The sequence below is a fragment of the Cellulomonas sp. C5510 genome (assembly GCF_019797765.1).
Taxonomy (GTDB): domain Bacteria; phylum Actinomycetota; class Actinomycetes; order Actinomycetales; family Cellulomonadaceae; genus Cellulomonas.
The window spans coordinates 2,460,346-2,480,574 of the sequence record NZ_CP081862.1 but is presented as its reverse complement, the minus strand read 5'-3'; the positions used below and the strand labels follow the sequence as shown (position 1 = coordinate 2,480,574).

Annotated in this window: 15 protein-coding genes; 9 read left to right on the top strand and 6 right to left on the bottom strand. The window is 75.8% G+C overall.

Annotated elements, in window-relative coordinates; translation table 11 throughout:
• The first annotated feature begins 3 nt into the window (after positions 1 to 3).
• Together K5O09_RS11515 and K5O09_RS11510 are read left to right on the top strand one after the other, a co-directional pair.
• Positions 4 to 2,178, top strand: a complete 2,175-nt coding sequence (locus K5O09_RS11515; protein ID WP_255595324.1) for an ATP-dependent DNA helicase — start codon at positions 4 to 6, stop codon at positions 2,176 to 2,178.
• Between the two features lie 230 nt (positions 2,179 to 2,408).
• Positions 2,409 to 3,380 (top strand): L-lactate dehydrogenase, encoded by a 972-nt coding sequence (locus K5O09_RS11510; RefSeq protein WP_255596361.1) that lies wholly within the window; start codon positions 2,409 to 2,411, stop codon positions 3,378 to 3,380.
• Here K5O09_RS11510 and K5O09_RS11505 read toward each other — a convergent pair.
• The gene (locus K5O09_RS11505; protein WP_222169682.1) at positions 3,328 to 4,371 is read right to left on the bottom strand and encodes a LysR family transcriptional regulator; all 1,044 of its coding nucleotides are present in this window, start codon (positions 4,369 to 4,371) and stop codon (positions 3,328 to 3,330) included. The genes K5O09_RS11510 and K5O09_RS11505 overlap by 53 nt on opposite strands.
• Positions 4,372 to 4,452: 81 nt before the next feature.
• Between K5O09_RS11505 and K5O09_RS11500 the strand changes: the two genes are divergently transcribed.
• Positions 4,453 to 5,517, top strand: a complete 1,065-nt coding sequence (locus K5O09_RS11500; RefSeq protein ID WP_222169681.1) for an aminotransferase class V-fold PLP-dependent enzyme — start codon at positions 4,453 to 4,455, stop codon at positions 5,515 to 5,517.
• Positions 5,518 to 5,655: 138 nt separating this feature from the next.
• On the opposite strand, the gene lexA is transcribed toward K5O09_RS11500, so the two are convergent.
• Positions 5,656 to 6,396: a transcriptional repressor LexA gene (gene lexA / locus K5O09_RS11495; protein ID WP_222169680.1), complete on the bottom strand. Its 741-nt coding sequence runs from the start codon at positions 6,394 to 6,396 to the stop codon at positions 5,656 to 5,658.
• A 293-nt stretch (positions 6,397 to 6,689) separates the two neighbouring features.
• Between lexA and K5O09_RS11490 the strand changes: the two genes are divergently transcribed.
• The 3 genes from K5O09_RS11490 to K5O09_RS11480 all read left to right on the top strand — a co-directional run bounded on the left by K5O09_RS11490 (position 6,690) and on the right by K5O09_RS11480 (position 10,354).
• Positions 6,690 to 7,127, top strand: coding sequence for a LysM peptidoglycan-binding domain-containing protein (locus K5O09_RS11490; protein ID WP_222169679.1), 438 nt, complete (start codon positions 6,690 to 6,692; stop codon positions 7,125 to 7,127).
• A gap of 593 nt (positions 7,128 to 7,720) precedes the next feature.
• Positions 7,721 to 8,236 carry a transcriptional regulator NrdR gene (nrdR, locus tag K5O09_RS11485; protein WP_255596360.1) on the top strand — a complete coding sequence of 172 codons (516 nt, stop codon included), beginning with the start codon at positions 7,721 to 7,723 and terminating at the stop codon, positions 8,234 to 8,236.
• A gap of 78 nt (positions 8,237 to 8,314) precedes the next feature.
• Positions 8,315 to 10,354: a S9 family peptidase gene (locus K5O09_RS11480; protein WP_222169678.1), complete on the top strand. Its 2,040-nt coding sequence runs from the start codon at positions 8,315 to 8,317 to the stop codon at positions 10,352 to 10,354.
• A gap of 190 nt (positions 10,355 to 10,544) precedes the next feature.
• Here K5O09_RS11480 and K5O09_RS11475 read toward each other — a convergent pair whose 3' ends face one another.
• The 4 genes from K5O09_RS11475 to K5O09_RS11460 all read right to left on the bottom strand — a co-directional run bounded on the left by K5O09_RS11475 (position 10,545) and on the right by K5O09_RS11460 (position 16,928).
• Positions 10,545 to 12,245: an AMP-binding protein gene (locus K5O09_RS11475; protein WP_222169677.1), complete on the bottom strand. Its 1,701-nt coding sequence runs from the start codon at positions 12,243 to 12,245 to the stop codon at positions 10,545 to 10,547.
• Between the two features lie 61 nt (positions 12,246 to 12,306).
• Positions 12,307 to 13,356 carry an aldo/keto reductase gene (locus K5O09_RS11470; protein ID WP_222169676.1) on the bottom strand — a complete coding sequence of 350 codons (1,050 nt, stop codon included), beginning with the start codon at positions 13,354 to 13,356 and terminating at the stop codon, positions 12,307 to 12,309.
• A 25-nt stretch (positions 13,357 to 13,381) separates the two neighbouring features.
• Positions 13,382 to 14,578 carry a phosphoglycerate dehydrogenase gene (gene serA, locus K5O09_RS11465; protein ID WP_222169675.1) on the bottom strand — a complete coding sequence of 399 codons (1,197 nt, stop codon included), beginning with the start codon at positions 14,576 to 14,578 and terminating at the stop codon, positions 13,382 to 13,384.
• Positions 14,579 to 14,696: 118 nt separating this feature from the next.
• Positions 14,697 to 16,928 (bottom strand): AAA family ATPase, encoded by a 2,232-nt coding sequence (locus tag K5O09_RS11460; protein WP_222169674.1) that lies wholly within the window; start codon positions 16,926 to 16,928, stop codon positions 14,697 to 14,699.
• Between the two features lie 348 nt (positions 16,929 to 17,276).
• Here K5O09_RS11460 and K5O09_RS11455 point away from each other — a divergent pair, with 348 nt between their 5' ends.
• The 3 genes from K5O09_RS11455 to K5O09_RS11445 all read left to right on the top strand — a co-directional run bounded on the left by K5O09_RS11455 (position 17,277) and on the right by K5O09_RS11445 (position 20,077).
• Positions 17,277 to 18,212 (top strand): proteasome assembly chaperone family protein, encoded by a 936-nt coding sequence (locus K5O09_RS11455; protein WP_222169673.1) that lies wholly within the window; start codon positions 17,277 to 17,279, stop codon positions 18,210 to 18,212.
• Positions 18,213 to 18,267: 55 nt separating this feature from the next.
• A complete protein-coding gene (locus K5O09_RS11450) occupies positions 18,268 to 19,560 on the top strand; it encodes a nitrate/nitrite transporter (protein ID WP_222169672.1) in 1,293 nt (430 codons plus the stop codon).
• A 313-nt stretch (positions 19,561 to 19,873) separates the two neighbouring features.
• Entirely contained in the window at positions 19,874 to 20,077 is a 204-nt protein-coding gene (locus K5O09_RS11445; RefSeq protein ID WP_146952335.1) for a cold-shock protein, read from the top strand.
• Positions 20,078 to 20,229 lie beyond the last annotated feature (152 nt).

Here is a 20,229-nt window from a genome sequence, read left to right as displayed (position 1 = left end):
CGGGTGCCTGATCCAGCCCCGGACGTCGACCACCTGCTCGACGTGGCGGTGGCGGCGCTCGGCGGCGCACCGCGCGAGGGCCAGCGGCGCATGGCCCGGGAGGTCGCCGACGCCATCGAGGCCGGCCGGCACCTGATGGTCCAGGCGGGCACCGGCACCGGGAAGTCGCTCGGGTACCTGGTCCCGTCGGTCCGGCACGCCGTGCTGGCCGACGAGCGCGTCGTGGTCTCGACGGCCACGCTCGCCCTGCAGCGTCAGGTCATGACGCGCGACCTGCCGCTCGTCGCGGACGCGCTCGCCCCGGAGCTGCCGCGGGCCCCGCAGGTCGCCCTGCTCAAGGGCTGGCACAACTACGTCTGCGTGCACAAGACCGCGGGCGGCTACCCGCCGGACGACCAGGGCATGCTGTTCGACCTGGGGGACCGCGGCGCGGCCGACCACCCCGCGACCTCCGAGGCGACGGACGGCGAGCCCGCGGAGAAGGAGTCGCTCGGGGCCCAGGTGGTCCGGCTGCGGGAGTGGGCGGAGGCCACGGAGACGGGCGACCGGGACGACCTGGTGCCCGGCGTAGGTGACCGCGCGTGGCGGCAGGTCTCCGTGACGGCGCTGGAGTGCCTGGGGCAGCGGTGCCCGGTGCTCGACGAGTGCTTCCCCGAGCGGGCGCGGGCCGCTGCCCGGTCCGCCGACGTCGTCGTGACGAACCACGCGATGCTCGGGATCGCGGCGTCCGGCTCGCCCGGCGTGCTGCCCGAGCACCAGGTGCTGGTGGTCGACGAGGCGCACGAGCTCGCCGACCGCGTCACGGCGCAGTCGACCGCGGAGCTGTCGGTGGCCACCGTCGAGCACGCCGGCAGGATGGCGCGCCGCCACGCGGGTGTCGCGACGACCGACCTCGACGGTGCTGCCACGGCGCTCGGTACCGCCCTGATGCAGCTGCCCGAGGGCCGGTTCGCCCAGGGGCTGCCGGAGGGCACGCGCGCCACCGTGGCGATGGTGCGGGACGCCGCGCGGTCGCTGCTCACCGCCCTGCGTCCGGAGAAGCCCGCCGCGGGCGAGAGCGCCCAGCCGGACCCGGGCCTGAAGATCGCGACGTCCGCGGTGCTGGCGCTGTTCGAGGTGGCCGAGCGGATGGCGGCGGACCCCGACGACCAGCGCTTCACCGTCCTGTGGTGCTCCCGCGGGGAGCGCGACGGGGCGACCCGGCTGTACGCGGCGCCCCTCGCGGTGAACGGCCTCATCCGCACGAACCTGCTCGCCGGGAAGGCGTCCGTGCTGACCTCGGCCACGCTCAGCCTCGGCGGGGAGTTCCGGCCGATGGCGCGGGCGATCGGCCTCGAGGGGGCGGGCGAGGCGGCCGCGGCGACGGCCTCCGTGGCGACGCCCGCGGCGGTGCTCGGGGCGCCGGGCGGGAGCGAGGGGACTGACGCGGGGGGTGCGGCGTCCGCGGGGGAGGCGTCCGCTCGCGGGCGGGCGGGCACCGAGGGGACCGGGTCGTCCGCGACCGCGACGCTGCCCTGGCACGGCGTGGACGTCGGCAGCCCGTTCGACTACCCCCGCCAGGGCATCCTCTACATCGCGCGCCGCCTGCCGCCTCCCGGACGCGAACCGGCGACCGACGCGCAGCTCGACGAGATCCAGGCGCTCGTCACCGCCGCCGGCGGACGCACCCTCGGGCTGTTCTCGTCGCGTCGCGCCGCGGTGGCCGTCGGCGAGGCGATGCGCGACCGGCTGGACGTGCCGGTGCTCGTGCAGGGCGAGGACCAGCTCCCGACGCTGGTGCGGCGGTTCGCGGAGGACGAGGCCACGTGCCTGTTCGGCACGCTGTCGCTCTGGCAGGGCGTCGACGTCCCGGGCCGGGCGAACCAGCTCGTGATCATCGACCGCATCCCGTTCCCCCGCCCGGACGACCCGGTGCGGTCGGCCCGGTCCGAGGCGGTGGCAGCGGCCGGCGGCAACGGGTTCATGTCCGTGGCGGCCACCCACGCCGCGCTCCTGCTCGCGCAGGGGGCAGGGCGCCTCATCCGCTCCGTGGACGACCGGGGCGTCGTCGCCGTCCTCGACCCCCGCCTCGCGACGGCGCGCTACGGGGAGTTCCTGGCGCGGTCGCTGCCGGCGTTCTGGCGCACCACGGACCGCGAGGTCGCGCTCGGGGCCCTGCGCCGGCTCGCGCAGCCCTGACCGGCCGGGCCTGCCCGCGCGGCCCCGACCGACCGGGCCGGCCCGCGTGACCCCGCGTGCGGGCCGCGGCGCCGTGACACGCGTCGCAGCCCAGCGGGCGCGCAGCCGCCCCGGGGGCGGCTAGCCTCGTGCGCAGCAGCGCGCCGGCCGGCGCCCGCTGCCGCAGCAGCACCACCAGGAGGACCGCCGTGACCGATCAGACGAACGACGTCGAGGGCGACGAGCTCGGACTGCCCGGGACCGCCGCCGGCCCGCGCCGCACCACCAAGCTGGCCGTCGTGGGCGCCGGTGCCGTGGGGTCGACGATGGCGTACGCGGCGCTGATGCGCGGGGCGGCCCGCAGCGTCGTGCTGTACGACATCAACAAGGCGAAGGTCGAGGCCGAGGCGCTCGACCTGGGTCACGGCATCCAGTTCATGCCGATGGCCGAGGTGGTCGGGTCCGACGACATCGCCGCGTGCGCGGACGCCGACGTCGTCATGGTCACCGCCGGGGCGAAGCAGAAGCCCGGCCAGACCCGCATCGACCTGGCCGAGGCCACGATCTCGCTGGTCAAGAAGATCCTGCCGTCGCTCGTCGAGGTGGCCCCCAACGCGGTCTACGTGATGGTGACCAACCCGGTCGACATCGTGACGTACGCGGCGCTGCGGGTCTCCGGGCTGCCGCCGACCCAGCTCTTCGGCTCCGGGACCGTCCTGGACTCCTCGCGGCTGCGGTACCTCATCGCGCAGTACACCGGGGTCGCCGTGCAGAACGTGCACGCGTACATCGCGGGCGAGCACGGCGACACCGAGCTGCCGCTGTGGTCGTCCGCCACGATCGGCGGCGTCCCCCTGCTCGACTGGAACGCCATGGACGGCCACGTGCCGCTGACGCGCGAGGTGCGCGACTCGATCGCCCGCGAGGTGGTGGACTCCGCGTACCGGATCATCGCGGGCAAGGGCGCGACCAACTACGCCGTGGCGCTGGCCGGTTCCCGCATCATCGAGGCGATCGTCAAGGACGAGCGGCGGATCCTGCCCGTCTCCTCGCTGCTGGACGGCTACCACGGCATCTCGGACGTGTGCCTCTCGGTGCCGTCGGTGGTGGGGCGCTCCGGCGTGGGCGAGCGGCTCCAGGTGCCGATGTCGACGGACGAGCTGGCGGGGCTCAAGCGGTCGGCCGAGTCGTTGCGAGCGGTGGCGCGGCGCTTCGGGCTCTGAGCGACCACGCGGCCGGGGCGGGCTGCCAGTCCGTGGCACGCTCGGTCCGGCCACGCGGCCGGACGTGGGGGTGCTGCACGCCCGAGGCCGCGGCGCGCAGGGCGGCGAGCGCGGCGGCGACCGCCGGCACTCGCGCGGTACCCGGGGCGGCGACGGCTTCGACGACCCGCGACGTGCCGGGGCGCGCGGGGTGGACCGTGACGCCGGGCTGCGGAAGGGCGGCGAGCGCGAGCCCGGGCAGCGTCGCCACTCCGAGGCCCGCGCGGACCAGGCCCAGCACGGCGAGGTAGTCGTCGGTGGCGAAGTCCACCCGGGGCGCGAACCCGGCACGCGCGCAGGCACCCACGAGCTGCGCCCGGCACTGCGGGCACCCCGCGATCCACGGGCGGTCCGCGAGGGTGTCGAGACGGACCGGCTCCCCGGGAGGGTGACCGTCGGCGTCGGGCAGCACGACGAGCACGTCGTCCTCCAGCAGCGGCACCCGGAGCAGGCTGCTGCCCTCGCCGTCGTCCGGCGGTGCGGTGTCCGCGTCCCGGAACGTCAGGGCGACGTCGACCCGTCCGGCGGCGAGCTCGGCCAGCGCCTCGGGCGGTTCCGCCTCGGCGAACGTCGTGCTCAGCCCGGGGTGCTCGGCGCGGAGTGCGGCGAGGGCGGCGGGCAGCAGGGTGGCGGCGCCCGAGGGGAAAGCTGCGACGCGCACCCGGCCGGCCCGCAGCGAGGCGACCGCGGCGACCTCCTCGAGCGTGGCGTCGAGCGCCGACTGCACGGCGACCGCGTTGCGGGCGAGCACCAGCCCGGCCTCCGTCAGGCGGACCCCGCGGCCCGCGCGGACGACGACCGGCGTGCCGATCGCCCGCTCCACCGCCCGGAGCTGCTGGCTCGCCGCGGGCTGCGTCAGCCCGAGGGTGCGTGCGGCGGCGGTGACGCTGCCGGTGTCGTGCACCGCCCTCACCAGGCGGAGGGCGGCGGCGTCGAGCGGGCGAGGTGGCATCCACGGAGCATAAGCCGCATGCATGGCTCGGCGAGGAACTCGCGCTTGTCTGCATGGCACCCTCCCGGCAGAGTCTCCGGCATGCGATCCCTCGACGAGCTGCGAGCCGACTTCGACCCCGCGCCGGGCTACCTGAACGCCGCGACGGCGGGCGTCGCGCCGCGCCGCACGACGCAGGCGATCCGGGACGACCTGGACCGCTGGGGGAGCGGCCGGCTGGACGTGCCGCGCTACGAGGCGGCGGTCCGGGAGGCGCGGGCGTCCTTCGCGCAGCTCGTGGGGGTGGACCCGGCACGCGTCGCGATCGGGTCGCAGGTCTCTGCGATGACCTCGCTCGTCGCGGGCTCCCTCCCCGACGGCGCGCGGGTCGTCTGCGTGGACGGCGACTTCACCTCCGTGGTGTTCCCCTTCCTCGCGCAGGGCGACCGCATCCGCGTCGAGCACGTCCCGCCCGCGGGGCTGGCCGACGCGATCGTCCCGGGCGTGGACCTCGTGGCCTACGCGCTGGTCCAGTCGGCCACGGGGGAGGTGCTCGACGACGAGGCCGTGGTCGCCGCCGCGCGCTCGGCCGGCGCCCGCACGCTGTGCGACCTGACGCAGGCGGCCGGGTGGCTCCCGGTGGACGCCGGCCGGTACGACGTGTCCGTCACGGCCGCGTACAAGTGGCTCTGCGCCCCGCGAGGCGCGGGGTTCCTCACGGTGCGCGAGGAGGCGCAGGACGCGCTGCGCCCGGCGCAGGCGGGCTGGTACGCCGGCGACGACCCCTGGGCCTCCTGCTACGGACCCGCGATGCACCTGGCGTCCGACGCGCGCCGGTACGACGTCTCCCCCGCGTGGCAGGCGTGGCTGGGTGCGGCGGAGTCGCTCGACGCGTTCGCCACGACCGACACCGCCGCCGTGCGGGCGCACGGGGCCGGACTCGCCGACACGCTCCGCGCGGGACTGGGTCTGGAGCCCGGCGGGTCCGCGGTCGTCAGCCTCGCGGACCCCGACGGCAGCCGCCTGGCCGCGCTCGAGGCGGCCGGCTGCCGCGTCGCAGGCCGGGCCGGGCGGGTCCGGCTGGCCTTCCACGTCTGGAACGACGAGGAGGACGTCGCCCGCGCGCTCGGGGCGCTGACGCGGACGGGCGGAGCCCTCCCGGCCTGAGCGTGCGCGGGGGACGTCCGCAGGAGCGCGCGCCCGGCCGCGCGGTGCACCTCGGCCGCGGGGCCGCCCGGGGGCGCGCGGCCCCGGGCGCGACGACCAGGAGCCGCCGCCCGCGAGGAGCTGACCGGGACCGGGCCGCTAGAGCGCGCGCAGCACCGAGACGACGCGGCCGAGCACCTGGGCGTGGTCGCCGTCGATCGGCGAGTACGCCGGGTTCTGCGGCAGCAGCCACACGTGGCCGTCGGCCCGCTTGAGCGTCTTGACGGTCGCCTCGCCGTCCAGCATCGCGGCGACGATCTCGCCGTTCTCGGCGACGGGCTGACGGCGGACGACCACCCAGTCGCCGTCGCAGATCGCGGCGTCCACCATCGAGTCGCCCACGACCTTGAGCAGGAACAGCTCGCCGGCACCGACGAGCTGGCGGGGGAGCGGGAAGACGTCCTCGACCAGCTGCTCGGCGAGGATCGGGCCGCCCGCGGCGATCCGCCCGACCACCGGGACGTACGCCGCCTCGGGGGCGCCCTCGCGGGCCGCGCTGTCCTCGTCGCCCAGGCCCGTCACGCCCGGCAGCGGGGCGACCCCGCGCGAGTCGTCCGGCTGGACGACCTCGATGGCGCGCGGCCGGTTGGGGTCGCGCCGCAGGTAGCCCTTGCGCTCGAGCGCGGTGAGCTGGTGCTTGACGCTCGACGGGCTGGTGAGCCCGACGGCGTCGCCGATCTCACGCATGCTCGGCGGGTAGCCGCGGGACTCGACCGAGGCCCGCACGGTCTCGAGCACCAGGCGCTGGCGCGGGGTCAGGCCGTCGCCGTCCGCGTCGAGCTCGACCACGGCGGACCCGTCGGCCGCGCCCGCCGTCGCGCCGGTTCCCTCGATCGCCATCTTCGCTCCCGTCCTCGTGGCGCCGGTGCCCGCTGCACCCGTCCGCCGTGCCGGGTGACGACGCAGGCGACGGGCTCCCGACCTGCCCGGCGGCGTCCGCCCGGCGGTCGTGTCAGACCCTCGTGGTGCGCTGTACCCGACGTCCCCGAGCGTAGGGCGCGTGCACGGGTGGATCAAACACCTGTTCGATCGTGTCTCGACATCCTGCGCCGGGTGTGGTTCAGTTCGTACAGACGTTCGAACGAACAGGTGTTCGACGGGTCGCGCGGCGGCCCAGGAGGGAAGTGGTGGAGATGAGCGCCATCGCAGTGCACCCGCGGCTCGCGACGCGTCCCGCGGCCGACCGACCGGCCCGCCCCCGCCCTGTCGCCGTCCGCTCGGCGGCGGCGCAGGCCGAGGGCCGGGCGCGTCCGGCCGCCCGCGTGACCGCCACCCCGGAGGCGTCGCTGCACCTGACGCGCCGGGGGCGCGCCGTCCTGCTCGTCCTGGCTCTGCTCGTGGTGCTCGGGGGTGTCGTCGGAGGCCGCGCGGTGGCCGACGGTCCGCGGCAGGCCACCGAGGTCACCACGCACGCCGTGGTGGCCGGGGAGACGCTGTGGCAGATCGCCACCGACGTGGCGGCGCCGGGTGAGGACGTGCGTGACGTCGTGCTGCGGCTGCAGGAGCTCAACGGGCTGCCCGACGCCTCGCTGCTGGCAGGTCAGGTGCTGCTGCTGCCCGCGGGCTCCTGACCTGCGGGTCCTGCTCGATCGGCGCCTCCTCGAATAACGGCATGTGAGGCTTGCGTAATTGAGCCGGGTCCCTCTACTGTGGTGCCACCTCGAACGGCTGGCTGGGGGGCTCGCCGCGAGGGACGCGTCGTCGTCGGCATCGTCGGTCCATCCCGTCGCCCGGCGCGAGGCGTGCAGCAACCGTCCGCGCGAGGCGAGTCGCCCGGACGAGACGGGACGGGGGCGTCCCCACGGGGGTGGCCGTAGACGCGGCCACCCCCGTCGTCACGTCCGGACCGTCCGCACACGTCTGTCCGCAGCTCACGTTGTGCCCGTGCGGGACGCAGCCGGCACGGTCCGACCGCCGCCACCAGCAGGTGCCCCTGCGCGCGACCAGCGTCCCGGACGGCTCCGCCTCGGCTCCTGCGCGGGTCGCGTGGGCCCGGCGCGACCCGCCCAGGGTCGAGGTCGGGGCGGGCGTCCCCGGGGAGGTCGCGCGGACGGGACGGTGTTGCACCTGGCGCGGCGCGGGTCTTACCGTGTCCCGGTCGTCCGGGAGGGCACGGCGCCCGCCGCCGCGCCGGCCGCACGATCCGGACCTGCTGGAGGCCCTCATGCACTGCCCGTTCTGCCGCCACGCGGACTCCCGCGTCGTCGACTCCCGCACCTCGGACGACGGTCTGTCCATCCGTCGGCGCCGGCAGTGCCCGCAGTGCAACCGCCGCTTCACGACGATCGAGACGGCGAGCCTCTCCGTGGTGAAGCGGTCGGGGGCCACCGAGCCGTTCAGCCGCGAGAAGATCGTCAACGGCGTGCGCAAGGCGTGCCAGGGCCGGCCGGTGAGCGAGGACGACCTCGCGCTGCTGGCCCAGCGCGTCGAGGAGACCCTGCGCGCCAGCGGTTCCGCCGAGCTGGACGCGTACGAGATCGGCCTCGCGATCCTCGGGCCGCTGCGCGACCTGGACGAGGTCGCGTACCTGCGCTTCGCGAGCGTCTACCAGGCGTTCAGCAGCCTCGACGACTTCGAGGCCGCGATCACGGTGCTGCGTGCCGAGAACGAGGTGGCGGACGCCGCGCGGGCGGCGGGGGCCGCCGCAGCGGGCGAGGGCGACGCGCCGGGCGTCTCCTGAGCAGGTCGGCGCGGCCTGCTGCGTGACCGTCGGCGTCGTGGTCCGGACCGGGGCGCCGGGCGTACTACCGTCGGTCGGGTGATCCCCACCGACCTCTCGCTGCTGCACGTCCCCGGAACCCCCGCGCTCGCGCCCGACGGCTCGTACGCCGTCGTGTCGCTCACGGCGCCTGATCTCGACCTCGACGAGTACGCCGGCCGGCTCTGGCGCGTGCCGACGGACGGTTCCGGTGAGCCCGTCCGGCTCACCCGGGGCCACCGCGACACCGACCCCCGGATCTCGCCGGACGGCCGGTGGGTCGCGTTCCTGCGAGCCGAGCCGAAGGGCCGCCCGCAGCTCCACGTCGTCGAGACGTCCGGCGGCGAGCCGGTGCGGCTCTCGGACGCCCCGCTCGGCGTGCAGACCTCTCGCTGGTCACCGGACGGCTCGGTGCTGGCGTTCGTCGCCCGGGTGCCCGATGACGGCCGGTACGTCGCCGGCGAGGACGCGGGCGCCGAGCGGCCGCGGCACATCACGTCCTTCCCGTACCGCAGCGACGGCGTCGGCTTCACCCGGGACAAGCGGCGGCAGCTCTTCGTGGTGGACGTGCCGGCCGACCCGGCGGTCCGCAGCGCACCGGCCGACGGTGACGGGACGGCGGTCGCCCGCCAGGTGACGTCGGGTGACCTGGACGTCGAGCAGGCCGAGTGGTTCCCCGACGGCCGGCACGTCGTCGTGGTCGCGGCGCGTCACGCCTCCCGCGACGAGGACCTCCGGTCGGACGCCGTCGTCGTCGACACCCGCGAGGGCGCCGACCCGGCACCGCGCGCGCTGACCGACGCGGACGCCGGCAGCCGCCTGGCGGTCTCCGCCGCGCTGCCCGCCGCGGACGGGACGGCGCTGTGGCTGCTCGCGCAGGACATGGGGACGTCCGGGCGGGACTTCGTCGCCCGGCAGACCGGCCTGTACCGGCTCGGCCTGACCGGGGGCACGGGTGGAGCCGACGGGCCGCGGGCGGACGGGCAGCCGGCGCGGCTGACCGACGAGGAGGCGGTGGACCTGGACCCGGGGACGTTCGCGGTCACGGCGGACGGGGTCCTGGCCGGGGTGCTGCACCGCGGCTCGGTGCTGCTGCGCGAGCTCCGCGCCGACGGCTCGGCGCGGGACCTCATGACCGGGGAGGTCGCGGTGCACGGCGTGGCGGCCGCGCCGGGGACCACCGTGGCCGTGGTCGCCGCAGCCGGCCCGCTGACCTCGGGCGACCTACACGCGGTCGACCTCGTGACGGGCACCACCCGGGCGCTGACCGACTGGTCCGCACCGTTGCGGGCGACGGGCCGCGTGCGCGCGCCGCGGGAGGTGACGACCACCGCGCCGGACGGCTACCCGGTGCACGGGTGGGTGGTCACGCCCGACCCCGACCGGTTCCCTGGCCCGCACCCGACGATCCTCATGATCCACGGCGGCCCGTACGCGCAGTACACGGTCGGGCTGTTCGACGAGGTGCAGACCCTGGCGGAGGCCGGGTACGCCGTCGTGTACGGCAACCCGCGCGGCTCAGCAGGCTACGGCTCCGCCCACGGCTCGGCGATCCGCCACGCGTTCGGCACCGTCGACACCGACGACGTGCTCGCGCTGCTCGACGCCGCGCTGACCGACCCGGCGCTGGACGGTGGCCGGGTGGGCGTCATGGGCGGCTCGTACGGCGGCTACCTCACGGCGTGGCTCACCATGCGCACGGACCGGTTCGCGGCGGCGATCGTCGAGCGCGGCTTCCTCGACCCGGTGAGCTTCGTCGGGTCGAGCGACATCGGCTGGTTCTTCGGCCTGGAGTACCTCGGCGACGGGGACACGGACGAGGCCCGTGCGGCCGTCGCCGCGCAGTCGCCGATGGCGCACGTCGCCCGGGTGACGACGCCGACCCTGGTCATCCACTCCGAGCAGGACTGGCGCTGCCCTGTCGAGCAGGGTCAGCGCTGGTTCGTGGAGCTCAAGCGGCGCGGTGTGCCCGCCGAGCTGCTGCTGTTCCCGGGCGAGGGCCACGAGCTGACCCGGTCGGGCCGGCCGCAGCACCGGCTGGTGCGCTTCGAGCACGTGCTCGCCTGGTGGGCCGCGCGCCTGCCCGTCACCACGGCCTGACGGCCCGTCGGTCCGGCCGGAGCCCGCGAGGTCGTCACGTCGGTCCGAGGTCGTCACGTCCACGTGACGACCTCGGCCGGGTGTGACGACCTCGCGCGGGGCGCTGGCGACGTCGCGCGGGGCGCTGGCGACGTCGCGCGGGGTGCGGCGGCGTCGTGTCGGGACGGGTGCCGGCGGTGCCGGCCGGGTATCAGGCCGGGCTGGTGGCCGCGAGCAGGTCGTCGCGGACCACCCGGCGCAGCACCTTCCCGATCTGGGAGCGCGGCAGGTCGGCGAGGATGACGATCTCCCGCGGGACCGCGTACCGCGCGAGCCGCTCGGCGCACCACTCGCGCACGGCCTGGAGCTCCACCTGGGCGTGGCCGAGCTCCATGACCACCGCGGCGACGACCTTCTCGCCCAGGTCCCCGCCCGGCAGGCCCACGACGGCGACGTCGCGCACACCGGGCATCGTGCGGAGCTTGTCCTCCACCTGCGACGGGTACACCTTGAACCCGCCGGTGACGATCATCTCCTTGATGCGGTCGACGAGGACGACGAATCCGTCGTCGTCGAGCCGCACGACGTCGCCCGTCCGGAGCCAGCCGCCGGGCAGGAGCTGCTCGGCGGTCTCGTCCGGCCGGCCCCAGTAGCCCTGGAACACCTGCGGCCCGCGGATCAGCAGCTCGCCCTGCTCGCCGGGCGCGACCTCGCGGGTCGGGTCCTCCTGGTCGACGACGCGGACGTCGGTGCTCGGGAACGGCAGCCCGAGCGCACCGGGCCGGCGGGCGGGGGACAGGGGCGAGCCCAGCGCGACGGGGGAGGTCTCCGTCATGCCGTAGCCCTCGATGACGAGGCCCCCGGTGAGGCGCTCCCAGCGGGCGGCGGTTTGCGGCGACAGCGACATCGCGCCCGAGATGGCGTACCGGAACGACGTGAGGTCCGCGGAGCGCGCCTCGGCGGCGGCCGCGAGCCGGTCGAGCATCGGGGGGACGGCAGGCAGGAACGTCCCGGGCCGGCGGCGCTGCGCCGCGAGGACGGCCTCGGGGTCGAACTTCGGGAACACCACGAGCGTGGCGCCGACGCGGGTGGCGTAGGTGAGGCAGAGCGTGAGCCCGAAGGCGTGGAAGAACGGCAGCACGCCGAAGATCGTCTCGGTGCCCGGCTCGGCGCCGGTCCACGCCTGGCCCTGGACTGTGTTGGCGACCAGGTTGCGGTGCGTGAGGACGGCGCCCTTCGGGGTGCCGGTCGTGCCGCCGGTGTACTGCAGCAGGGCGACGTCGTCGGCCGTGGGCCGGGGGTGCGAGGAGGGCAGCGGCTCGGCCGTCGCCACCAGGCGGTGCCACACCGGCGTGCCGGCCGGAGGCGCGGCGCGCAGGGCGTCGCGGGTGCGGCGCGCTGCCGGTAGCGGGAGCCGGAGTGCGAGCCGCTTGGCGGCGGGCAGGTCGGCGGACACGTCGACGGCGACGACCGTGCGCACGTCCGTCCCGGGCTGGGCCTCGAGCGCCGCGGCGACGGTCTTCTCCCAGACCAGCGCGACGGTGGCGCCGGAGTCGGCGAGCTGGTGGCCGAGCTCGGCGGCGGTGTAGGTCGGGTTGTGCTCGACGACGACAGCGCCGAGGCGCAGCGTGGCGTAGAACGCGACCACGTGGGAGGCGCAGTTCGGCAGGGCGATCGCCACGCGGTCGCCGGCGCGTACGCCGAGGTCGCGCAGGGCGCCGGCCGCGCGGGCGACACGGTCCGCGAGCTGCGCGTACGTGGTGGTCGCGCCGAGGAAGTCGAGGGCCACCCGGTCGGGCCAGGTCGCGGCGGAACGCTCCAGGGCGACGACCAGGGGCTCGTCGGGCACCGCGACCTGCGGGGGGACCCCGGGAGCGTAGGAGGCGTGCCACGGACGGGAGAAGTCGCTCACGAGCACACCGTAACCTACGCAGCCGTAAGTTACGCGGGCGTAGCCTCAGGCAACCGCGGATTCACAGGTTCGACGACCGCGAGCCCCACAGGTTGATGCCCGCGTCCACCGCGTGCCGGTCGATCTCCGCGAGCTCCGCGTCGGTCAACGCCGGCCCGTGGACCGCTGCGAGGTTCTCCTCGAGCTGTTCCGGCGTGCGCGCCCCGAGCGCCACCGACGTCACCCGCGGGTCCCGCAGCACCCACGCGATCGCGAGCTGCGCCAGGGACTGCCCGCGCCCCTCCGCGACCGCGGCCAGCGCCCGGACGCGGGCCAGGTTCTCCTCGCTCAGGTACTCCGCCCGGAGCGGACCGCCCCGGGCGGCGCGGGAGTCCTCCGGGACGCCGCCGAGGTACTTCCGCGTGAGCATCCCCTGGGCGAGCGGGGAGAACGCGACGACCCCCATCCCGGCCTCCCCGGCGACGTCGAGCAGGCTCCGGCCGCCGGCGGCCTCGTCGGGCTGCTCGACCCAGCGGTTCAGCATCGAGTAGGACGGCTGGTGCAGCGCGAGCGGCAGCCCCATCGCGTCCGCGACCGCCAGGGCCTCCCGCGTGCGGCGGGCGGAGTACGAGGAGATGCCGGCGTAGCGCGCCCGCCCCGAGTCGACGGCGGTCCTGAGCGCCCCGATCGTCTCCTCCAGCGGCGTGGCCGGGTCGAACCGGTGGCTGTAGAACACGTCGACGTGGTCGACGCCGAGCCGGCGCAGCGACTGGTCCAGCGACGCGAGCAGGTACTTGCGGGACCCGAACTCCCCGTACGGCCCGGGCCACTGCCGGTAGCCGGCCTTCGTCGCGAGCAGCAGCTCGTCGCGGTAGGGCGCGAGGTCCGAGGCCAGCAGCCGGCCGACGGACTCCTCGGCCGCCCCCGGCGGGGGACCGTAGTTGTTCGCGAGGTCCAGGTGCACGACGCCGAGGTCGAACGCCCGCAGCACGAGCGCGCGCTGGTCGGCGTACGGCGTGGCGTCGCCGAAGTTCTGCCACAGGCCGAGGGTCACCGCGGGCAGGTCGAGTCCCGTGCGGCCGGCGCGGCGCAGGGGGAGACGGTCGTGGCGCTCGGGGTCGGCGAGGTGCATGCCCCCGACCGTAGCGGCGCCCGCCTCAGTCGACGACGCGCAGGCGGATCGTCTCCGGCCGCGACCGCAGCGCCGCCACGACGTCGGGCTCGACGGCGACGGCGTCGGTCACCACGTAGCCGACCTCGCCGCGCGTCGCGAGCAGCTGGCCCTCGATGTTCGCGCCGTGCTCGGCGAGGGTCTGGTTGACGGCCGCCAGCACGCCGGGCACGTTCCGGTGCAGGTACGTGAGCCGGTGCACGCCGGGACGGTGCTCGAGGGTGAGGTTCGGCAGGTTGACGCTGAGCATCGTGGTCCCGGTGCTCATGAAGTCACGGAGCTTGTTCGACACGAACTGGCCGATCGCCTCCTGCGCCTCCTCCGTGGACCCGCCGGTGTGCGGCGTGAGGATGACGTTCGGCAGGCCGCGCAGCTCGGACTCGAACGGGTCGCCCTTGCGCTTCGGCTCCACCGGGAACACGTCCACGGCCGCCCCGGCGACGTGCCCCGAGAGCACCGCCTCCCGCAGCGCGCCGTAGTCGACGACGAACCCGCGGGACAGGTTGAGGAACACGGCCCCGGGGCGCATCCGCGCGAACTGCTTCGCGCCGAACAGCCCGGCGTTCCCGCTGCGGCCGTCGACGTGGAGGGTGACGATGTCGGCGACGTCCAGCAGCTCGTCGAGCGTCTCCGCGCGGCGGGCGTTGCCGAGCGCGAGCTTCTCCGCGGTGTCGTAGAACACGACCGACATGCCGAGGTTCTCCGCCAGCACGGACAGCTGGGTGCCGATGTTGCCGTAGCCCACGATGCCGAGCGTGCGGCCGCGGACCTCGTGCGCGCCGTCCGCCGACTTGTTCCAGACCCCGTCGTGCATCGACCGGTCGAGCACCGTGAGGCGCCGGGTCAGCGCGATGATGTCCGCCAGCGCGATCTCGACCACCGACCGCGTGTTGGAGAACGGCGCGTTGAAGACCGCGACGCCGCGCGACGCCGCGGCGTGCAGGTCGATCTGGTTGGTGCCGATGCAGTACGCCCCGACGGACACGAGGTCGGACGCCGCGTCGAGCACGGCCTCCGTCACCTGCGTCTTGGAGCGGATGCCGAGCAGGTGCACGCCCTGGAGGGCCTCCACCAGCTCGGACTCGTCGAGCGCGCCGGAGCGCGTCACGACCTCGTAGCCGGCGGACTCCAGGATGGTCCGGGCCTGGGGGTGCAGGTTCTCGAGCAGCAGGGCGCGTGGCACGGACCCTATGGTGCGCCTCGGCGTCGCACGCTCCAAGCCGGTCCCGGTCCTCGGACACGCGGGGCCCTTGCGGGCGCCCGGGACGTGCCCGTCAGCACCCCGGGGCCGTCCGCGCGGGTCAGGCCTCCCAGCCCGCGGGCAGCGACCGGGCGTGGACGACACGCAGCGCCTGCGTCGGGCGGGTCATGGCGACGTAGAGGTCACCCGCGCCGCCCTTGAGGACGTCCGCCGGCTCGACGAGCACCACCACGTCGAACTCCAGGCCCTTCGCCTGCGTCGGCGTCATGAGCGTCAGCGGCGCGTCGAGGTCCGGTGCGCCGGCCCGTGTCCCCCCGACCCCGGGCAGCGCCGCGGCGAGGGGCGGCAGCGCCTCGGGTGCCGCGATGACGGCGACCCGGCCGGCGCCCGATGCGTCGCGCACATCCGCGAGGGCCGCCGCTGCGTGGCGCGCGACCGCGTCGACCACGCCGCCGGCGTCCACCTGCTCGGTGCGCAGCGCGTCGTCGACGTCGCGGGCGGAGGTCGCCGGCGTCAGCGGCAGGCCGGCGGCGCGTCCCACGCGCTCGGCCGCGGCGGCCACCGACGCGGGGGTGCGGTAGTTCACCGTCAGCTCGGCCAGGCGCCAGCCGCCCGCCAGCATCCGGTCGAACGTCGCCGCCCAGTCGCGCGTGCCCGCCGCCGTCGACGTCTGCGCGACGTCGCCGACAACCGTCAGGGACCGGGTCGGCACGCGACGCAGCACCATCCGCCACGCCATCGGCGACAGCTCCTGGGCCTCGTCCACGACCACGTGGCCGTAGGTCCACGTGCGGTCCGCCGCGGCGCGCTCCGCGGTGGTCAGCGCCGGGCCGGTGGCCGCGAACCGGTCGGCGAGCAGCTCCGCCGACACCAGGCCGGTGCCCGAGTGCTCGAGCACCTGCCGGGCGTAGTCGAGCTCCTGCGCGCGCTGCGCGGCGTCGTGCTTGGCCTGCGCCCGCGCCGCCTGGTCGTCCTCGCCCAGCAGCTCGGCCGCCTCGTCGAGCAGCGGGACGTCCGCGGCGGTCCACGGGGCGTCGGCGTCGCGCAGGAGCGCAGCACGCTCGTGGGCGGACAGCTCGGGTGCGGCCGCGTCGAGCCGGGCGGGGCGGCTCAGCAGTGCCGACACGAGGCCCTGGGGGGTCAGCGGCATCCACGCGAGGTTCAGGGCGATCCGGATCTCCCGGGTCGTGCGCAGCTCCTCGACGATCTCGCCGCGCTCGTCAGGTGCCACCGACCAGCCGAGCTGGCTGACGTACTGCTCGGCCAGCCGGCCCAGCATGTCCCGGACGAACGTGACCCGCGCCTGGTTGTGCGGGCGGTGCCCGCGGCGGGCGTGCGCGATCGCCGACCGCACGTCGGACGGCCGGACCACGACCGTCCGGCCGTCGATCGTCACGGACGTCGGCCGCTCCGGGACCCGCTGGCGCTGCCGGACGGCGCGTTCGACGATCCGCCGCCACACCAGGCGGCCCTTGATCTCCGCGACCGCGTCGTCCTCCTCGCCCGTCGCCACGACGCCCGGGAACAGCTCCGCGACGGTCGTCGACACGACGCCGGTCTCGCCGAGCGAGGGCAGGACCTGGTCGATGTAGCGCAGGAACGTGCGGCTCGGCCCCAGCAGGAGCACGCCGGAGCGCTCGAGCGTCCGGCGGTGGGCGTACAGCAGGTAGGCGGCGCGGTGCAGCGCGACCGCGGTCTTGCCGGTGCCGGGACCGCCCTGCACGACCAGTGCGCCGGCGAGCTCCGCGCGGATGATCGCGTCCTGCTCGGCCTGGATCGTCGCGACGATGTCGCCCATCCGCCCGGTGCGGCGGGCAGCGAGCGCCGCGAGCAGGGCGCCCTCGCCGGACAGCGCCCCCAGGCGCTCCGCGGCGTCGCCGTCCGCGAGCACGTCGAGGTCGAGCACCTCGTCCTCGACGCCGGTGACACGGCGCCCCCGCGTCACCAGGTGCCGGCGCTGCACGACGCCGTCGGGCCGGGCCGAGGTCGCCCGGTAGAACGACTGCGCGGCCGGGGCGCGCCAGTCCGTGAGCATCGACGCGTGCTCGTCGTCGGTGAGCCCGATGCGGCCGATGTACCGCCGGCCGCCCTCGGCGAGGTCGAGCCGGCCGAACGCCAGCCGGTCCTCCACGGCCTCGAGCCGCGCGAGCCGGTCCTCGTACAGCGTCGCGAACGCGTCGCGCTCGGAGCGGTTCTGCGGCGAGCCCGACGGCCCGACGCGGCGGACCTCCGCGAGGCGCTGACGGGTGTGGTCCCGCAGCGCGTCGAGCCGCGCGTAGAGCTGGTCGACGACCTCCTGCTCGGCGGCCAGCTGCGCCTCGATCCCGGTCACCGGTGCTCCCGTCCGTCGTCCCTCTGCGCCGTCCTCGGTCCCGCCCCGCACGGTCGCCGCGCGCACGCCGTGCACGCCCGCGCGAGGGGTTCCCGGGGCGAGCGGCCGTCCATTATCCGCCATCGGGGGGGTCGCGTGTCACCGGCGACCGGGGGACGTGCGAGGACGGGCTCCCCAGGGAGGCGGAGGTCCCGCCGGACGGGGCCTGCGGCCGGACGGCGGCGTTCGCCCGTGGCGGACGCGGAGCGTGGGAGGCGTGCGCGGGAAGCAAGCGCCGTCGCACGCTGTTGACGTGCACGGAGGGCCGTCGACCCAGGCGCCCGGCAGCGACGTCACCCAGGAGGACCCATGCTGGACCCGAGCGAGATCTACGCCGTCGACCCGGCGGTCGCCGCCGAGGTCGAGGCGCGGAGCGCCGGCGGCAGCGGCCCGGTGCTCGTGCACGCCGTCCGCGGCTTCGTCGACGCCGGCGGGGCCGGCCGGCTCGCCGCGGAGCACCTCACCGAGCAGCTCCCCACGGAGCGGCTGGTGACCTTCGACGTCGACCAGCTGCTCGACTACCGCTCCCGCCGCCCGACCGTGACGTTCGAGGGCGACCACTGGGGCGAGTACGACGAGCCCGAGCTCGCCGTCGACCTGGTGCGTGACACCGGCGGCGTGCCGTTCCTGCTGCTGCACGGTGTCGAGCCCGACGTGCAGTGGGAGCGGTACGTCGCGGCGGTGCGGCAGATCGTCGAGCGCTTCGACGTGCCGTTGACCGTCGGCCTGCACGGCATCCCGATGGGCATCCCGCACACCCGGCCGATGTCGGTCACCGCGCACGCGAACCGCCCCGAGCTCGTCGCGGGCCACCCGTCGTGGTTCGGCACGGTCCAGGTGCCCGCCGACGCGAGCTCCCTCCTGGAGATCCGGCTGGGGCAGAGCGGGCACGACGCGATGGGCTTCGCGGTCCACGTGCCGCACTACCTGGCGCAGTCGCCGTACCCGCAGGCGTCGATCACGGCGCTCGAGCACGTGCAGCGGGCGGCCGGCCTGGAGATCGACCTCGGCGCCCTGGTCGAGTCGGCCGAGGAGACGCGGCTCGAGGTCGAGCGCCAGGTGGCCGAGTCGGAGGAGGTGGCGGCGGTCGTCCACGCGCTCGAGCAGCAGTACGACGCGTTCACGCGGAACATCGGCCGGCCCAGCCTGCTGGCCGAGAGCGCCGAGCTCCCCACCGCGGACGAGCTCGGCGAGGAGTTCGAGCGGTTCCTCGCGGAGCAGCGCGGGGACGGCACCGGCCTGTAGGCGCCGGCGCGCGCCCGTCCGGGACGGGCCCCGCAGCACGGCAGAATGGTCCGACGTGACCTCCGACCGCCGCGCCCTGTCCGTCTGGGGCGTGGCGGTCGTCGCGTACGTGGTCGCGGTCATGAACCGGTCGTCCTTCGGTGTCGCGACGCTCGAGGTCACCGACCTGTTCGGGGTGTCCTCCGCGCTGCTGGCGACGATGGCCGTCTCGCAGCTGGTCGTCTACGCGCTGCTGCAGGTGCCCGTCGGCGTGCTGCTGGACCGCTACGGGCCGCGCGCGCTGGTCGCGACCGGCGCGGGCGTGATGGCCCTCGGCCAGGCGGTGCTGGCCCTGGCCCCGTCGGCGGGCCTGGTGCTCGCCGGCCGCGTGCTGGTCGGGGCGGGTGACGCGCTGACGTTCGTGTCGGTGGTCCGCCTGGTCCCCGCCTGGTTCGCCGTGCACCGGGTCCCCCTGATGACGCAGCTCACGGGCAGCCTGGGCCAGGTCGGGCAGGTGCTGTCCGCCGTCCCCCTCGTCGCCCTGCTGCACGCGCAGGGCTGGCGGGCGACCTTCCTGTCCGTGGCTGCCGCGGGAGTCGTGGCGTGCGTGGCGGTGCTGGCCGTCGTGCGTGACGCGCCCGCGCCGAGCGCGGAGGTCGTGGACCGCGGCGGGCGCCGCGCCGGCCTGCTGAAGCGCCGGCGCGCCGCACGGACGACGCCGCCCCGGCAGCCGGGTGCCCTCCGGGCCGTGCTGCGCGACCCGGGCGCTCGGCTGGCGTTCTGGATGCACTTCTCCGGTCAGTTCAGCAACCACGTGGTCGTGCTGCTGTGGGGGTACGCCTTCTTCGTCGAGGGTCAGGGCCGGACGCCGGGCGAGGCGAGCGCGCTGCTCACGGTCAACGTCGTCGCCGCCGTCGTCGCGGGGCCGCTCGTGGGGCTGCTCGTGGGACGGCACCCCCGGTCACGCACGCCGCTCGCGGTCGGCACGCTCGTCGCTGTCGGCGTCGCGTGGCTGGCGGTGGCGGTGCCCTCGGGCCCGGTCCCGTTGGTGGTGCTCGTCGTGTTCGTCGTGGTCGTCGCCGTCGGCGGCCCGACCTCGCTCGTGGCGTTCGACGTGGCGCGGTCCTGCACGCCGCCCGAGCGCCTCGGCACGGCCACCGGCTTCGTCAACACCGGCGGCTTCGTCGGGGCGCTGGCGACCATGCTGGTGGTCGGGGTGGTGCTCGACCGCGTCGGCGGCGAGACGCGGGACCTCGACGCGTTCCGCGCGGCGTTCGCGTGGGTCGCACTGCCCTGGGTCGTCGGGATGCTGGGGATGCTGCTCGGCCGCCGGCCGGCCCGCCGCGCGCACCCCGGGCTGGCCGTCTAGCGGGTGGTCCCGGACGCCGACCACCCGGTCGGTGTGAGCATCTCGTGATCGCACCGTGACCGGATCGTTGTCGAGGAGGCGCCTCGGGGCGGGGAAGAACCATGGCGCGGTGCTGACCTGCGTGAGAGGATCGCGGTGTTGCAGTGACGTACTGACGCTTGACCGGCGCCGCCGGGAGGCCCTCAGGGCCACCCGCACGGCACCTTCCAGCCATCCGGCTGGTCCACCCGGTGCAGGACGCGGGATAGGCATTGCGGCACGGCGCGGGGCACGAGGTCCCGCACCGTCACCGGATGGACAGAAGGACAAGAACATGGCACAGGGTGCTGTCAAGTGGTTCAACGCTGAGAAGGGCTACGGCTTCATCGCCCAGGACGGCGGCGGCGCCGACGTCTTCGTCCACTACTCGGCCATCGACTCCCAGGGCTACCGGAGCCTCGACGAGGGTCAGCGCGTGGAGTTCGAGATCACGCAGGGCCCGAAGGGCCCGCAGGCGGAGAAGGTCCGCCCGCTCTGACCCGCGAGGTCCGGTCCAGCCGGGCGGGCTGAGGCCCGCGCGGACGACCTGACGACGAGGCCGCACTCCCTCGGGGGGTGCGGCCTCGTCGTGCGTCGGGGCTCGACGGGCACCGGCCCGGACCGGTGCGGGCGCGCGCGGGCGCCGTGCCG

What these genes read in the sequence shown, in the direction of transcription:
- K5O09_RS11500 (WP_222169681.1), top strand. Translation starts at nt 4,453, where the DNA reads ATGCGATCCCTCGACGAGCTGCGAGCCGACTTCGACCCCGCGCCGGGC.
- K5O09_RS11445 (WP_146952335.1), top strand. Translation starts at nt 19,874, where the DNA reads ATGGCACAGGGTGCTGTCAAGTGGTTCAACGCTGAGAAGGGCTACGGC.
- K5O09_RS11455 (WP_222169673.1), top strand. Translation starts at nt 17,277, where the DNA reads ATGCTGGACCCGAGCGAGATCTACGCCGTCGACCCGGCGGTCGCCGCC.
- nrdR (WP_255596360.1), top strand. Translation starts at nt 7,721, where the DNA reads ATGCACTGCCCGTTCTGCCGCCACGCGGACTCCCGCGTCGTCGACTCC.
- K5O09_RS11490 (WP_222169679.1), top strand. Translation starts at nt 6,690, where the DNA reads ATGAGCGCCATCGCAGTGCACCCGCGGCTCGCGACGCGTCCCGCGGCC.
- lexA (WP_222169680.1), bottom strand. Translation starts at nt 6,396, where the DNA reads ATGGCGATCGAGGGAACCGGCGCGACGGCGGGCGCGGCCGACGGGTCC.
- K5O09_RS11505 (WP_222169682.1), bottom strand. Translation starts at nt 4,371, where the DNA reads ATGCCACCTCGCCCGCTCGACGCCGCCGCCCTCCGCCTGGTGAGGGCG.
- K5O09_RS11470 (WP_222169676.1), bottom strand. Translation starts at nt 13,356, where the DNA reads ATGCACCTCGCCGACCCCGAGCGCCACGACCGTCTCCCCCTGCGCCGC.